Consider the following 16479-nt stretch of genomic DNA (forward strand, 5'->3'; position numbering starts at 1 on the left):
ACCTTCCTCACTTTATCCAATGTTATGAAGTGCAAGCATTAAATCATCAATATAGATTGCAAATCCAGTTGCCTTTGTATCATAGCCAAATTGCTTCGTTAAAGAATCATAGCGACCGCCTAAAATAACTGGTTTGCCAAAGCCTGGAATATAGCCTTGAAAAATAATGCTCGTATAGTAATTCAAATGATTAATTAGTCCTAAATCGAGTGATAAATACGATTCATAGCCCAACGCTACTAAATGACCATACACCTCTTTAAGCTGGCTGATTTCCGCCTTCATCTCATTATTTACTGCGATATTCCACGCTTGCTCCAAAACTCGCTTCGGCTCTCCACATAACGTAGGAATTGTCTGTAATGCCTGTTTATATTCCATTCCAATCGGCAAATTCCCAATGGCAGCAGTTAATTCGGCAAAATTTTTCTTTTCTATTAATTTCTCAATAACCGCCATTTCCTCCATTGGTAAATCAATTGGTTCCATTAATGCTTTATAAAAATTCGCCTGCCCAATATCAATCGTGAAAGCTTTGACCCCAACCTGCTTTAATGACTCAATAGCAAGCGATATCACTTCCACATCTGCCTCGATTCCTGCTTTTCCAAATAACTCCACACCCGCCTGCGTAAACTCTCTTGATTGAACATTTTGCGGGTCATCATTCATACGAAATATGCTAGTTACATAGGAAAATTTTTGGATAGGCGCTGCATCCTTATAATTGGTTGCTACCATTCGTGCAATTGGAATCGTAGCATCTGGTCGCAACACTAAGATTTTGCCATCCGTATCAATTAATTTAATCATTCGATCCTTTTCGATCGTCCCTTTCATTTCCGAAAAGAGATCATAATATTCGAAAATCGGAGTTTGTATTTGCTTAAATTGATTTTCTCGAAATAACTGCTTTATTTTTACTGTTAACTGCTCTTTCCGATCGAAGTCATTCGCAAGCAGATCTGTTACACCTTCCGGAACAATTTGACTCAGTAGTTGCATACAATCACCCTTTATCTAATTATCACTTTATCAGTTTATCACTTTATTAAAATAAAGTCATGTAGTATTATTAAAATTGTAGAAATTATTTTTTAATAGACAGGAGCGAGCCACACATGTTTGATTTCCATTTACATAGTAATTTTTCTGCTGATTGCGATACTCCAATGGAAGAGATGGTGCAAGCTGCCATACAAAAAGGAATACAAGAAATGTGTTTTACGGAGCATATTGATGAAGATTATCCGGATGAAACGATTGATTTTGATTTAGATGTGGTAAATTATGCAGCTACAATCGCAACAATGCAGCGCAAATACGGGGACAAAATAAACATTCGGAAAGGAGTTGAGCTTGGTGTTCAGCCACATGTTTTAGACAGTTATCGTAAGCTTTTGCAAAAAGAGACATTTGATTTTGTCATTTGCTCGATGCATACAACAAAAAAGCTAGATTTGCATTCTGGTCGTTTTTTTGAAGGAAAGAGCCTTGATCAGGCATATGAAGAATATTACTTGGAATTGCTAGAATGTATTCGTACCTTTCGTTCGTTTAGCGTTTTAGGGCATTTAGATTTAGTCGCCCGTTATAAATATACGGAAGGTGTAAGTTTATTTTTAAATATTATCGAAGAAATCTTTAAGGAAATTATTCCTTCTGGACAAGGAATCGAAATTAATACTTCAGGTTTTTATTATGGAATGAATCGTTTACTACCAAGCGAAGATATTTTACAGCTGTATAAAGACATGGGTGGGGAAATAATTACCATTGGCTCAGATGCACATAGACCAGACCGCTTAGCAGAGTATTATGAAAAGTCGGCTGGACTTCTAAAAAAAATCGGCTTTCGCTATGTAACAACCTTCGAAAATCAACAGCCCATATTTCATAAACTATAAGAACAAAAAGGAGAGAATAACAATATTCTCTCCTTACTTTTTAATGGCTGGAAAGCTTTCTTAATAAAAATATGTATATAAGCTTAGAACGTATACTATTTATAGAATAGGTTGGTTTATCGGATAGATAACGAATTTAGTATTTCGTATGCATAGTGGCTAACCTTTGGACGGTTTTCGGATGGTTGTTTGTATAAGTCCGCTAGCTGATTACAAAGTAAAAAAAATAACTATATGGTATAGGAGGTAGTGTGTATGATCTGTCCACATTGTCAAAAAACAAATACACCTGATGCGAGTTATTGTCCGTATTGTGGGAATTCATTTGACTCTATTGCAAAAGAGCCTTCCGAACCAGTCGCTATTGATAGCACCGAAATTGCTGTAAGCCCAATGTCTCATCATACGAAAGACAGGAGAGCTGCAGCTATTTCTCGTAACAAAAAGAAAGGTTTTTTTAAAAAGTATTGGGATTTCCTTCTCGAAAGTTTAAAGTCGCCCGCAACTTTTTCCAACAGAGTAGGTGCCGATCAATATTTAAATGGATATTTGTCGATTACACTGTACGCATTATTTTATGGACTAACAATCGCTTTTCTTTATCGTCCGTTGACCTTATTGCAACCACCGGACGCCCGTTTTCTTGAATCACTTCAAACTTTTTTGCTATCCTTTCTATTTTATGAAGCTTGGTTACTCGTAACCGCTGGACTCTTATATGTTGTCATTAATTATTGGCTAAAATTAAATCGAGCATTTCATCATATTGTCGGACGGTTTGGTTCGTTTATTACCATTTCTGTCGTTTTTATGCTTGTTACTTTTATTCTTTCGATTCCGCAGCTATATGTAATCCAGCCATTTCTAATCAATATGACTACTATTTTGGAATTTATGGTGATTTTTGCAACGATTTTTTCCTTCCATACAGAAGCTAAGGGGAAAACTGAGCCATTATATGCTGCCATCGCTGTTTCTGCTGTACTTATTTTGTTATCTCACTGGTTTTTGCGTGACATCGCCTTCTTCATTTAGGGCTTATTCCCTATTTTATTTTGGCTGTTTACGGTATAGATTGTTGCTATTTGTAAAAAGTGCGCAGACTGAATACATGCCATTAATAACCTATCTCATGAAATAACAACAATCTTTTAGACAACAGCCTTTATTTTTTATTTAATATATTTCCAACAAATCGATCGGCAATATTTGGGAATAAATTATATAAAACACTTCCCATATTCATCCATCTCGGTAAGTTTAATTCACGCTTTGGATGAATCATGAGCTGGACAATTTTTTCTGCTACATTTTCCGGTTGCAGCATGTATTTTTTGACATTTTTTACATAGTTTCCGGACTTATCTGCAATGTCGAAGAAAGTCGTCTCTATTGGGCCAGGATTAACAGAGGAGACAGAAATATTTGTCTTAGCAAGCTCCATTCGTAAACTATTGGTAAACCCTAATACTGCATGCTTTGTTGCAGCATATCCACTAGATTTCGGCGTAGCTAACTTTCCAGCCTGGGAAGCGATATTAATAATATGGCCACTATTTCTCTCCAGCATAGAAGGGAGAACCTCCTTTGTACATGCCATCAATCCAAGAACATTTACTTGAAACATTTTTTCGATATCTTCCAAATCGGCTTCAGCGAAGGAATCAAAGATAGCAAATCCAGCATTGTTTAAAAGAATATCAACCTGCCCAATCTCCTTAAGAATTTGTGCAAAAACAATTTTCACCTGTTTCCTATCACTAATATCTAGCGGGTAGTATAAACTATCGACTGCTGTTTGTTGATTAATTTTATTACTTATCGCTTTTAATTTCTCTTTGGATCGCGCAACAAGAATCGGTCGAGCACCAATGTTAGCCACTTTCATGGCAATTTTTTCGCCAATTCCAGAAGATGCCCCTGTAATGATAATAGTTTTATTTTTAAGATTTTCCATCTTCTCACCTCTAATTTCCTAATTACAGCTAAACCGTTACAAATATTTGTTTTCCAACTTCATCTGTTATCAATTTTATTTCTCCAAGCGATTGTAAGTAATCCAATTGACCAACCGTTTCAGACATTGTTAAGCTTACCTCGCGCTCATATACTTGTGGAAACAGCCGCATGCAAATTTCAAAAGCTGTTAATGGCTCTTGTTGGATCATTTCCTTCACCTTCATTGCTCGACTATGCTGGCGTGCTAGCCTTCTATCAATTAATCGCGATATGTATTTAACTTCATTACCGTGACCAGAGTAAACCAATTCAATTGGATATTGTTTAACCTTTACTAAGGAAGCATTGTATTGTAGCAATGGCTTTGGACGCTCCATTCCCGCTTTTAGCGGAGGTTCCAATAATGGATTAGAAGAGATTGTCGCCAATATATGATCCCCACCAAACATCCACCCTTCCTTTTCATTAATAAAGCTCAGCTGACTTTGTGCATGCCCCGGAGTTTCGATAACCGTCCAATTCGGTAAACCGGGAACATCCATCCCTTCCACTAAAATACCGGTTAGCGAGCGGTTACAGGAATATTGTAATTGGTCCTCCATTTGTTGAATTCCCACATAATATTTTTCAGGTACACTATACTGCTTAAATAATTTTTTATAAAAACTCCGATAATCAGAAATAAACTGTTCGTCACGATTAATCCATCGTTCGCAATATGCATGTCCTACCACCTTAGAAACTGGTAAATAATCGAGTAAACCGACATGATCTGGATGATGATGGGTTAAAATCACTTGGTCAATATCTGAAGGCTGATATCCTAATGATTGTAATTCATGTACAAAGATTTCCCACGCTTCCTTTGTATTAATTCCGGCATCTACTAATGTTAATGCCTCCCCTTTCACAAGAAAAACATTGACATCGCCAACTGCAAATGGGGTCGGTAGCGTAATTTTGCCAATTCCGTTAATCCATTCTGCCATTTCGAATACCGCTCTCCTTTATCACATTATCTTTTCATAAGTTTACCTGTTCACACGGAAAATGTCATGTTATCCGTATAGGAATGCAGAAAATTGCCAATAGCAATTATATAATCAAATTGTTTATCATGAGCAACTTTTTTCTCTACCACTGCCGCTACTGCTATACTAGTGGGGAATGATATTTACCGAGGAGGATGGAAATGACAATAAAGCTATTTGAACCATATACGATTAAAAATGTCACGTTACCGAACCGAATTGTGATGAGCCCTATGTGTATGTATTCATCCAATAACGAGGATGGCAAAGTACTTAATTGGCATCGTACCCATTATGCGAGTCGCGCGGTTGGTCAAGTAGGATTAATCATGGTAGAGGCCACTGCCGTTACAGCACAAGGAAGAATTACCACAAAGGATTTAGGTATTTGGGATGATCAACATATTGAGGGATTAACAGAACTTGTTCAGCTGATGAAAGAGCATGGATCAAAAACTGGTATTCAGCTCGCACATGCAGGAAGAAAAGCAGACTTGCCAAGCGATATTGTTGCTCCTAGCCCAATCGCTTTTAGTGACCGCTATCAAACACCAAAAGAATTAACAAAATCGGAAATACAAGAAATTGTCGATGCCTTTCAAAAGGCTGCTAGTCGAGCGAAAGCAGCAGGCTTTGATGTCATTGAGCTACATGGTGCACACGGCTACCTATTGAACCAATTTTTATCTCCATTAACGAATAAACGTAGTGATGAATATGGTGGAAGTTTAGAAAATCGTTATCGTATCATTCGTGAAGTAGTTGATGCAGTGAAATCCGTTTGGGATGGCCCATTATTTGTTCGAATTTCCGCTGCTGAATATCACGAGGATGGTTCTAAATTGGATGATTTTATTACTATTGCAGGCTGGCTAAAGGAACAAGGGGTAGATTTCATTGATGTAAGCACTGGCGGCGTCGTTCCAAATGTGAAGGTGCCAGTATATCCTGGATATCAAGTGAAATTAGCAGAAAAGATTCGCGAAAATGCTGCTATTCCGGTAGGTGCTGTTGGACTCATTACTTCCCCAGTTCAAGCGGAGGAAATTTTACAAAACGAACGAGCAGATTTAGTTTTTATTGCACGTGAGCTTTTAAGAAATCCTTATTGGCCATATCAGGCAGCCAAAACTTTAGGGCATTCCTTAAAAGCTCCCGTTCCATACGAGCGTGGTTGGCTATAATTGGCACACAAAAAGAGTAGATAGCTTTCATCTACTCTTTTTGTTTTAGTTACTTCATTTTTACTTCAATTTTTTTAAAGTCCTCTGAAATGATTGTATTCGGGAAAATTTCCTGTGCTTCTCTTTCCAGCATTGGCCAATCTCTTTTTTCAAATCGAGAACTTATATGGGTAATACATAATTGTGCAACATTCGCTTCTTTTGCAATTGTCGCAGCCTGGTGAGTGGTAGAATGGAAATAATCATTTGCCATTTTATCTGCACTCTTATCAAATGTTGCTTCGTGAATAAGTAAATCCGCATCTTTCGCTAATGCTAAACCATTCGAACATGGCCGTGTATCGCCTAATATTGTAACCGTTCGTCCCTTTTTCGCTGGACCAACATAGTCCTTTCCAGAAATAACTTGCCCATTTTCTAATGTGATTTCTTCTCCATTTTTTATTTGCTGAAAAATGGGGCCGGGCTTTATTCCAATAGCTAATAATTCATCCACTAATAGTGCTCCAGGCTTGTCCTTTTCCATGATTCGGAAACCAAACGATGGAAGCACATGCTCCAATAATTTTATTTCAATTTGAAATTGTTCATCCTCCAGTATTTGCCCGTCTTCTATCTCTTCAATGATTAATTCATATTTTAAATGGGTTTGACTAATTGCAAGACTTGTTTCAATGTATTCACGAATTCCCTTTGGTCCATAAACCGTTAAAGGCTCAATCCCACCTAAAAAGGAACGACTGCCTAAAAAGCCAGGTAGGCCAAATATATGGTCCCCATGCAAATGGGTAATAAAAATTTTCGAGACTTTTCTCGGTTTTACAGAAGTATGTAGTATTTGATGCTGGGTTGCTTCGCCACAATCAAATAACCAGATAGAGCCATCCTCAAGATGCTTTAATGCAATAGATGTTACATTCCGATATTTTGCAGGCATACCTGCACCTGTTCCTAAAAACAATATTTCCAAAATGGATTCCTCCAATAAACTAACAAAATGAAAGCAATTAATAGTAATTATCTCTATTATCTTTTTTTCGTACATGAAATACAATACTTTCACCGAAAACAAAGTAGATCGACTCTTTCACGAAGGAAATTTGAGTCTTTTTTATTTCATCTTTTTATATTTTTCATTATACTATGTATTAGCATATTGTTAAATTACACACAATAGATACGATACCGTTTACAATTTGCCATTTCAAAATTATATAGCTAAAATTTAACTATAGCGATTAGCTATTAGGACTACATAATAAAGTGAGGGTATAAAGTGAAACATACAGAAGCTCCAGCATCATTGATATTACTTTTTGGCGCAACAGGTGATTTAGCAAAAAGAAAATTATATCCATCCATATATAATCTTTACAAAAAAGGATTATTATCTGATAGATTTGCCGTAGTCGGTGTTGCAAGACGATTAAAGGATGACGACGATTTTCGAAATTGGGTAAAGGAATCAATAGATACCTTTGGAAATAGTTCAGAGGATTTAACCGAGTTTATTTCCCATTTTTATTATCAATCACATGATGTTACAGATTCCGAATCTTATCGGGAATTAAAAAATCTTGTCGATTGTCTCGATACTACCTATCATTTAGACGGTAATCGCATCTTTTATTTAGCAATGTCTCCTGAGTTTTTCGGTACAGTTGCCGAGCATTTAAAAGAAGATGGACTAACCGATACAAAAGGGTTCAAACGATTAGTTATTGAAAAACCATTTGGTCATGATTTACCATCTGCGATCAATTTAAATAAACGAATTCGTTCCGCTTTTAAAGAAAATGAAGTATACCGGATTGACCATTATTTAGGAAAAGAAATGGTCCAAAACATAGAGGTTATTCGTTTTTCCAATGCAATCTTTGAACCACTTTGGAATAATCGTTACATCTCTAATATTCAAATCACCTCCAGTGAAACGCTAGGCGTTGAGGAACGGGCTAGATATTATGATAAAAACGGTGCACTACGCGATATGCTCCAAAACCATATGATGCAAATCGTATCCTTATTAGCGATGGAACCACCGATTAAGCTGACAACGGATGAAATTCGCAGCGAAAAGGTACGGGTGCTTCGTGCATTACGACCATTTAAAAACGAAGAAATTGATCAATATTTCGTTCGTGGTCAATATGGAGAAGGTACGATAAATAACGAAACCGTTCCTGCTTACCGGAACGAACCGAATGTAGACCCTGAATCCAACACGGAAACATATGTTGCCGGTAAATTCATGATTGATAATTTCCGTTGGGCTGGAGTCCCATTCTATATCCGTACAGGAAAACGAATGGATAAAAAGTCTACAAAAATTGTCGTACAATTCAAGGATATTCCAATGAATTTGTACTATAAAAACGGATCATCCTTGAATCCGAATTTACTTGTTATTCACATCCAACCAGAAGAAGGAATTACCCTTCATTTAAATGTGAAGAAGACTGGACAAGGTATGGAAACGAATCCTGTAAAGTTAAACTTCTCGAATAAGAGCATTGATGGAATGAACACACCAGAAGCGTACGAAAAACTTTTATTTGACTGCTTACGTGGGGATGCAACAAACTTTACACATTGGGATGAAGTAGCATTATCTTGGCGATTTGTAGATCAAATTTCCGAAGTATGGGCAAACCAAAAAGCTCCATTCCCTAATTATGCGGCAGGCACTATGGGACCAAAGGCAGCAGATGAATTACTCGAAAAAGACGGCTTCTTCTGGTGGCCGGTTGCTGATTTAGATGTCGATGAAAATTGCTAAAATCGTGATTAACAAAAGATAAGAACAAAATAAATGATATGGAAGGGCACTGATTAAACAGTGTCCTTTCATTGTTCTTCACGACAAACTTTAGGAATAAACTATTAACACGGAAACAATACTATAAATATGAAAACACTAACTTTAATCATCTTTACCTTTTTATCATTAACCTTCGCAAATGAGGTTTTTGCTGATGAAATGATTTCCGTACGTTTAAAAAACTATATTGGAAATACTTCTAAAATATCATTTCACTTTAGAAGCGATTACTTAACATTGGATCCAACGGTGACATTAAAGGATGGAGTAGATTACACACTTACATTAAAAAACGGTAAATTATTTCTTCAGTTTGGAAAAACCATTACAGAGGTAGCTGAACCATTTATTTTATATCCAGCCGATTATGATGAAGAACATTTATTATTCTTGGAAGACCGACCGTATTTAGGTGCAATCGAATTCCATATAGAAGATGGTAAATATATTCGTCCCATTAATCAATTATTATTAGAAGATTATTTAATGGGTGTTGTCCCATTTGAAGTTTATCCGAGTTGGGGTCTTGAGGCATTAAAGGCGCAAACATTGGCTGCCCGTACGTATACCGTTACCCATCAATCTTCCAATCTTGATGACACCACACATTATCAAGTATATGGAGGGTACAATACATTTGAAAAAACGAAGCAAGCGGTAAAGGAAACGAATGGTGAAATTATTACATTTAAAGGGAAGCCGATAAATGCTTATTATTCTGCCAGTAATGGTGGGATGACCGAAAGTAACAGAAATGTTTGGGGTGGTAAACAAAGCTCATATTTCCCAATAAAACAAGATCCTTATGACCCAGTTATTCTTTGGGATTTTTCATTAAAAAAGACGCAAATCGACTTGGATGAAATAAACTGGAGCAAATCTAATTGGTGGGAGGAATTACAAGAAAAAGATGTAGAAATCACTTCCACGATGAAAAACTGGCTAAATCAACATGGCTATCCGGGTGACATTAAAATATTGAGTATCCCTACCTTTGTTATTGCGAAGGATAAAAATGAGGCACAACGTTCATTGGAAGGCTCGATTGAAATCACTTTAATACGGAAAGTGATGGATGATTTCATTTTTTTCGAAAAGGTTTCATTCCATCATGTACCATTAAAAAAAATCCGCCCGCTGATTGGTGCTTCCTACTTTAAAAGCTATCTCATTAGCTCGTTTGAAAATGAGCCTTCTGCATATAATATAAGCGGAAAAGGAAATGGTCACGGTGTAGGAATGAGCCAATGGGGAGCAAATGTAATGGCAGAAGCAGGAAAAACCTATAAAGAAATTATTGACCATTATTATCCTGGTACAGAAGTAAAATTGATTAATCAAATCGATAATTAGACCAAAAAGCAATCCCCCGAAATTTGCTAGTAATAACTAACGAATCCGGGGGATTTACTTTTCTACTCGTCCTCACGTCTTAAAAAATCTTTATTGAATCCTGTATCGGTCTGACCCTCTTTATGATAATTATTCCAGCCTTTTACAATGATATCTTTACCAAATTTATCTCGCAGCTTCTCCATTGTTTTAATCAACGGCTCCTCTTTTGCGTCCTTTTCATATGTAAAAATATCGAGTTGCTTGAAAGCATGGTCCTGTTCCACTAAATCATTACCAGTAACTCCGAGTAATCGGACTGGATTACCATTCCAATGCTTAATAAATAATCGTTTTGCCTGTTCGTATATATCCTTTTCTGTTTGCATAGGATTCGCTAGCTTTTCGCTTCTTGAATAGGTAGAACGATCCTTATAACGAATTGTTATTGCTAAATTAGTAGCATAAACGTTCTTATTTTTTAGCCGTGCCGATACCGTTTTGGACAAAGAGAGCAATGTTTCGAGCAAATCTTGCTGAATGGTAGTATCCTTTGGCAATGTAGTAGAATTACCAATACTTTTATAATCATGAATAGATTCAGGGTCGACCGGACGCGTATCGATTCCATTGGCACGTTCCTTTAAACGGATTCCATTAATACCAAGTAAGCTTTTTAATTGTAATTCATTAGTACTTGCTAAATCACCGATAGTTACTACACCAATGGTTTGTAGCTTTTCGGCTGTCTTTTTACCGACTCCATGCATTTCATGCACAGGCATCGGCCAGAGAATTGTTGGGATTTCTCTTTTTCTTAAAATGGTAATCCCTAAAGGCTTCTTCATATCACTAGCCATTTTTGCTAAAAATTTATTTGGTGCGATACCAATACTGCATGGAAGATCCAGTTCTCGGAGTAGCTGTTCTTGAATCATATTCGCAATATGTAAAGGATGCTCGGACAATGCATGTGTCATATCCATATAACCTTCATCAATGGATACAGGTTCTACTAAATCGGTATATCCACGAAGTAATTGAAACATCGCTTTCGAGGCTTTTCTGTATAATTCGAAATTTGGTTGTTTAACGATGAGGTGTGGACATAATTTTTTCGCCTGCCATACGGGCATTGTCGTTTTCACACCAAATTCCCTAGCCTCATAGCTGCACGTAACTATGATACCTCTGCGTTCCTCCACATTACCAGCAATGGCAACAGGTTTCCCCTTTAGTGTCGCATCACTTGCCATCTCAACTGATGCATAGAAGCTATTCATATCCACATGAAAAATAATTTTGGCTTTATTTGATAAATTTCCATCCATGACTAGAGCCCCTATTGAAATATTACGAAACGATTTAACCTACATTGATTACTTGCACTCTATTACAGATTGCTTTTCCTTCATAAATGAAAGAATCGTAGCAAAGTCTTTTGCATAATGAATAAATTTTACTGGATCGACAATTGGTATTAGCTGATTTTCTATCATTGCAATTGCTGAGAAAATCGACTTTGAAGTATTGGTTACAAATTTCACTTGCTGTAACTGTCCACTGCCTACTTCCTTTATGCCGATTACCTCTGATACAAAAAATGCAAGCTGAATAAGATCTGCTTTAACAACTATACATCGAGCAGTTTCATCCGTTGTCTCTTTATTCGGATACAAAACGGTTTGAAAATCAATCACTGGTACTTCTTCCGCTCCGCTATTTACAAAACCTTTTACATAAACAGGTAAATCATATTCATCGGTCGTTTTCTCTGACTTTTCAATGGAGACAATATTCTCAATCAACACTCCATACATTTCTGATCCGCTTCGAAAAACGACGATATTAGATGCATTCAATAGTTACACCTCACTGCTTCCTTCTAGTGGAATATAGTAGCAAAAATTTATTGATTATTTACCGTCTCTACAATGGCTAAAACCATTTCAGCCAATTTATTTAATTCAGCTACAGGAATCCGTTCGTTTGTTGTATGAATTTCCTCGTACCCTACGCCTAATACAACGGTCGGAATTCCAAATCCAGCGATAACGTTCCCATCACTACCACCACCACTTTGAATTAAATTACTCTCCCGACCAATTTTTTTCGCTGCTAATTCAGCGATTTGTACTACTTGATCGTTGCTACTAAATTTAAAGGATGGATACATTACTTGCACATCGATTTCCGCACGACCACCCATAGCAGTCGCAGTTTCTTCGAATGCCACTTTCATTTTTTGTACTTGTTGATCTAATTTTTCTTGTACTAATGAACGTGCCTCTGCTAAAATGTCCACACGGTCACAGACAATGTTCGTTGCTTGACCACCTTCAAAACGACCGATATTAGCGGTTGTTTCTTCATCAATTCGCCCTAGCGGCATTTTAGAAATCGATTTTGCTGCAATTGTAATCGCAGAAATTCCTTTTTCCGGTGCAACGCCAGCATGTGCACTTTTTCCGTATATAGTTGCTTTAATTTTCGCTTGTGTTGGTGCTGCAACGACAATAGTACCTACAGGACCATCGCTATCTAATGCATACCCGTATTTTGCTTTAATTAAAGAAGGATCTAATGCTTTTGCTCCCATTAATCCAGATTCCTCACCAACAGTAATAACAAATTGGATATCGCCATGCGCAATATTCGTTTCTTTTATTACTTGAATTGCTTCGAATATTGCTGCAAGTCCGGCCTTATCATCCGCCCCTAAAATTGTCGTACCATCACTTACAACATAGCCATCTTTTATCGATGGTTTTATGCCTTTTCCTGGCACAACGGTATCCATATGGGAAGTAAAATAAATCGTATCGGCATTTGGATTATTTCCTTTTAATGTACAAATTAAATTGCCCGCACCATGTCCAGTTTGAGCTATCGTATCATCCTCGAAAACATCTAAACCAAGATCAGAAAATTTTTGCTTCAATACTTTCGAAATTTGAGCTTCATTTTTTGTTTCTGAGTCAATTTGAACAAGCTCTAAAAATGTATTTAACAATCTATTATTATTTATCATATATAACCCTCCTATTAATAGTAACAAACTAAGTATACCGCTTTTTTCCATATCCATTCAAATTTTTCTCTTGGTTTCGATTATTTTCCCGACATATGTTTTGCTTACGAAAAAATTTCAATTGCAAAAAAAGCGCTAATCTTTTTATGATCAGCACTTTGTAATCGCTTACCAATTTACTTTATAAAGGTATATTGCCATGCTTTTTCTTCGGCCTTGTTTCTTGTTTTGTTTTTAGCATATCTAAACATTGAATCAATTTCATTCTTGTCTCCCGCGGATCGATCACATCGTCAACCATTCCCATTTTTGCAGCAACATATGGATTGGCAAATTTTTCGCGATATTCTACGATTTTTTGTTCGCGAGTTATTTCTGGATTGTTACTTTGCTGAATTTCCTTTGCATATATAATATTCGCCGCTCCTTGAGGTCCCATGACGGCAATTTCAGCATTTGGCCAGGCAAACACAAAGTCTGCCCCAATTGCTTTACTGTTTAATGCAACATAAGCACCACCATAAGCCTTCCTTGTAATAACGGTCATTTTCGGAACGGTTGCTTCAGAATAGGCATACAATATTTTTGCTCCATGACGAATGATGCCCCCATGCTCCTGCTTTACACCTGGAAAAAATCCGGTAACGTCTTCAAAGGTAATAATCGGAATATTAAAGGAATCACAAAAGCGGATAAATCTTGCTGCTTTATCAGAGGAATCTATATCAAGCCCTCCCGCTAGCCATTTCGGTTGATTACATACTAATCCTACCGTTTCTCCTTTTATTCTTCCAAAGCCAATCACAATATTTTTGGCAAAATCTTTCTGTATTTCAAAAAAAGTGTTTTGATCTAATACCTCTTCAATAACGTTACGAACATCATAGGTTCGCAGTGGATCATAAGGAATTATCTCCGCTAGCTTAGGTCGATAATCATCACCCTCCGTTACCTCCTCTTTCGTAGGTGGTCGTTCTTCGTTATTTAATGGTAAATAACTGAGTAATGTACGAACGGTCAGTAGTGCCTCTTCCTCTGTTGGAACACTGAAATGGGCATTTCCACTAATGCCACTATGGATTCTTGCTCCTCCTAAATTTTCTGAGCTAATCTTTTCTCCTGTTACCGTTTCTATTACCTTCGGACCGGTGATAAACATTTGACTAGTCTTTTCCACCATAATTACAAAATCGGTAATTGCAGGGGAATATACTGCTCCGCCTGCACAAGGTCCCATTATGACAGAAATTTGTGGAACAACACCAGAATATATTGAATTTCGATAAAAAACATGGCCATATCCATCTAACGAAATAACTCCTTCTTGAATTCTAGCACCTCCGGAATCATTTAATCCTACAATTGGTACTCCATTTTTCGCTGCCAAATCCATTACATTCGCGATTTTTTTTGCGTGCATTTCTCCTAATGCACCACCAAACACAGTAAAATCCTGAGAAAATAAATAGATTGGCCGACCATTTATTTTAGCAAATCCGGTAACAACACCATCGCCCGGTCCCTTTACCCCCATTAGTTCAAGCGAGCGATGTTCCATGAATGGATTTAATTCGACAAAGGAACCGTCATCAACAAGAAGATTGATCCGCTCTCTTGCCGTTAATTTTCCTTTATCATGCTGCTTATCAATTTTTTCTTCTCCCCCACCTAGCTCTACCTCTCGGCGCTTATCATACAATTCATGGATTTTATCAAACATATCCGTCTGTTTTACCCCGCGCATTTATTTCTCCCCTTCCCATCTATTTCCATTTAACATAACTACTATTTCAAATTGCTATTTTGATTGTCTTTCACAAAGTTCATATAACACACCATTGGCAGATTTAGGGTGTAAAAAGGCAACGCGTGCACCGCCTGCCCCTTGTTTCGGTTGCTGATTAATCAATCGGACAGCTTTTTCTGTTAATGAATCAATATCTGCCTCTATTTTTTCAGTTTCTAGTGCAATATGGTGAACGCCCTCCCCTCTTTTCTGTAAAAAAGTATAAACCGGGCTACTTTCATCCATCGGCTCTAGTAGCTCTATTTTACAATTATCTGTTTGGATAAAAGCTACTCTTACTCTTTCTGATTCCACTTCCTCTGTATGTACATGCTTAAATTGTAAAATGTCCACATAAAATGGCAGTGCCTGCTCTAATGATTGAACTGCAATTCCAATATGATCGATTCCTTTCACGCCAAAACACCTCCAAATTAATCATAAATCGGTAGTCATGTTCTCCCACATTCCATAATATAGTAAGTACTTTTATTTTTCCCGAATATTATGTCGAATCTTTCATAGATTACTAGATAAGGATGCACGATTTCGTAACAAAACGAACTTGTAGTAGTATACAAAAGTGGGTACAATAGGATTAGTAGATTATATGAAAGTGAGGAATCATTATGACCAACCGAAAACTGCGGAAAGTAATTATCTATTTTATGCTTTTTGCAATGGTGGCATCTACATTTCTAGCAGGATTAACGATTTTTCTATAAAATTAAACGATAGCAACGGAGCTCTTACCATATCTTTAATGATTGGTAATAGCTCCTTTTTCTTGCGCAATTTCTTCAAATGGCATTCCAGAGTATGTTATATAAATTTTTGTACCAATCGGTACCTTTTCAAACAACTCAATGGCATCCTCATTTTTCAATCGAATACAGCCTTGTGAAACATAGCCACCAATAGATGATGGGTTATTTGTACCGTGAATGCCATATGTTCTTCCTTCTGTGTCCTTTGCATTAAATCCAATCCAGCGTGATCCTAATGGATTTTTTGGTGATCCTCCCGGAATATTTTTTTTTCGATAATATGGATTGATTGCTTTTACAGTGACTGTATATAATCCTGCTGGAGTGAGATCATTTGTCTTTCCGGTTGCCGCTTTATAAACTATCTGTACTTTATTATCATGGATAAAAGCAACCTCATTACTTTTTTTATTTACAATAAGAAATGGATCACCTGGAAGTGGATTTGGACCAATTGGCCAAACCGGAGACATGGTGAATGCAAGTAGCAATGATAACAATAATTTCATAAAAAAACACCACCAGCTTTTTTTCTAGTATGTTCCTAAGCTGGTGGTTTTAAGCAATTGATTTTATTAAAATGGCTGTACTCGTAAAGTATATCGCTATTTGTTAATAGCCTTTAATCTGAATGTACTTCGCTTTCCAGTGAGAGTCTTCT

16 protein-coding genes are annotated in these 16479 nt (G+C 36.9%); 6 read left to right on the forward strand and 10 right to left on the reverse strand.

What is annotated here, in order from left to right; genetic code table 11:
- Window positions 1-12: 12 nt before the first annotated feature.
- Window positions 13-1005, reverse strand: a complete 993-nt coding sequence (gene hisZ, locus OEV98_RS09495) for an ATP phosphoribosyltransferase regulatory subunit (RefSeq protein WP_263073036.1) — start codon at window positions 1003-1005, stop codon at window positions 13-15.
- 116 nt (window positions 1006-1121) lie between these two features.
- Here hisZ and OEV98_RS09500 point away from each other — a divergent pair, with 116 nt between their 5' ends.
- Both OEV98_RS09500 and OEV98_RS09505 read left to right on the forward strand, forming a co-directional pair.
- Entirely contained in the window at window positions 1122-1907 is a 786-nt protein-coding gene (locus tag OEV98_RS09500) for a histidinol-phosphatase HisJ family protein (protein WP_263073037.1), read from the forward strand.
- 255 nt (window positions 1908-2162) lie between these two features.
- Complete coding sequence (locus OEV98_RS09505) at window positions 2163-2942, forward strand: zinc ribbon domain-containing protein (RefSeq protein WP_263073038.1); 780 nt, start codon at window positions 2163-2165, stop codon at window positions 2940-2942.
- Between the two features lie 130 nt (window positions 2943-3072).
- Here OEV98_RS09505 and OEV98_RS09510 read toward each other — a convergent pair whose 3' ends face one another.
- Window positions 3073-3864, reverse strand: a complete 792-nt coding sequence (locus OEV98_RS09510) for an SDR family NAD(P)-dependent oxidoreductase (protein WP_263073039.1) — start codon at window positions 3862-3864, stop codon at window positions 3073-3075.
- A gap of 28 nt (window positions 3865-3892) precedes the next feature.
- Complete coding sequence (locus tag OEV98_RS09515; RefSeq protein WP_263073040.1) at window positions 3893-4855, reverse strand: MBL fold metallo-hydrolase; 963 nt, start codon at window positions 4853-4855, stop codon at window positions 3893-3895.
- Between the two features lie 203 nt (window positions 4856-5058).
- On the opposite strand from OEV98_RS09515, the gene namA reads away from it, so the two are divergent.
- Window positions 5059-6081 (forward strand): NADPH dehydrogenase NamA, encoded by a 1023-nt coding sequence (gene namA / locus OEV98_RS09520; protein WP_263073041.1) that lies wholly within the window; start codon window positions 5059-5061, stop codon window positions 6079-6081.
- Window positions 6082-6130: 49 nt separating this feature from the next.
- Here namA and rnz read toward each other — a convergent pair whose 3' ends face one another.
- Window positions 6131-7051 (reverse strand): ribonuclease Z, encoded by a 921-nt coding sequence (rnz, locus tag OEV98_RS09525; protein ID WP_263073042.1) that lies wholly within the window; start codon window positions 7049-7051, stop codon window positions 6131-6133.
- 306 nt (window positions 7052-7357) lie between these two features.
- Between rnz and zwf the strand changes: the two genes are divergently transcribed.
- Together zwf and OEV98_RS09535 are read left to right on the forward strand one after the other, a co-directional pair.
- The gene (gene zwf / locus OEV98_RS09530) at window positions 7358-8860 is read left to right on the forward strand and encodes a glucose-6-phosphate dehydrogenase (protein ID WP_263073043.1); all 1503 of its coding nucleotides are present in this window, start codon (window positions 7358-7360) and stop codon (window positions 8858-8860) included.
- 129 nt (window positions 8861-8989) lie between these two features.
- On the forward strand, window positions 8990-10255 hold the full coding sequence (locus tag OEV98_RS09535) for a SpoIID/LytB domain-containing protein (protein WP_263073044.1): 1266 nt from the start codon (window positions 8990-8992) through the stop codon (window positions 10253-10255).
- A gap of 62 nt (window positions 10256-10317) precedes the next feature.
- On the opposite strand, the gene OEV98_RS09540 is transcribed toward OEV98_RS09535, so the two are convergent.
- The 5 genes from OEV98_RS09540 to mce all read right to left on the reverse strand — a co-directional run bounded on the left by OEV98_RS09540 (window position 10318) and on the right by mce (window position 15468).
- The gene (locus tag OEV98_RS09540) at window positions 10318-11565 is read right to left on the reverse strand and encodes a DNA polymerase IV (RefSeq protein WP_263073045.1); all 1248 of its coding nucleotides are present in this window, start codon (window positions 11563-11565) and stop codon (window positions 10318-10320) included.
- 48 nt (window positions 11566-11613) lie between these two features.
- A complete protein-coding gene (locus tag OEV98_RS09545) occupies window positions 11614-12096 on the reverse strand; it encodes a chemotaxis protein CheW (protein ID WP_263073046.1) in 483 nt (160 codons plus the stop codon).
- Window positions 12097-12143: 47 nt separating this feature from the next.
- Window positions 12144-13265: a tripeptidase T gene (locus OEV98_RS09550; RefSeq protein ID WP_263073047.1), complete on the reverse strand. Its 1122-nt coding sequence runs from the start codon at window positions 13263-13265 to the stop codon at window positions 12144-12146.
- A 181-nt stretch (window positions 13266-13446) separates the two neighbouring features.
- Complete coding sequence (locus OEV98_RS09555; RefSeq protein ID WP_263073048.1) at window positions 13447-15009, reverse strand: acyl-CoA carboxylase subunit beta; 1563 nt, start codon at window positions 15007-15009, stop codon at window positions 13447-13449.
- 54 nt (window positions 15010-15063) lie between these two features.
- Window positions 15064-15468 (reverse strand): methylmalonyl-CoA epimerase, encoded by a 405-nt coding sequence (mce, locus tag OEV98_RS09560; protein ID WP_263073049.1) that lies wholly within the window; start codon window positions 15466-15468, stop codon window positions 15064-15066.
- Between the two features lie 212 nt (window positions 15469-15680).
- Between mce and prli42 the strand changes: the two genes are divergently transcribed.
- Entirely contained in the window at window positions 15681-15776 is a 96-nt protein-coding gene (gene prli42, locus OEV98_RS09565) for a stressosome-associated protein Prli42 (protein WP_263073050.1), read from the forward strand.
- A gap of 35 nt (window positions 15777-15811) precedes the next feature.
- Here the strand turns inward: prli42 and OEV98_RS09570 are convergent, their stop codons facing one another.
- Window positions 15812-16327: a L,D-transpeptidase gene (locus tag OEV98_RS09570; RefSeq protein ID WP_263073051.1), complete on the reverse strand. Its 516-nt coding sequence runs from the start codon at window positions 16325-16327 to the stop codon at window positions 15812-15814.
- Window positions 16328-16479: the final 152 nt, after the last annotated feature.

The sequence above is a fragment of the Perspicuibacillus lycopersici genome, assembly GCF_025660475.1.
GTDB classification, from domain to species: Bacteria; Bacillota; Bacilli; order Bacillales; family Caldibacillaceae; genus Perspicuibacillus; species Perspicuibacillus lycopersici.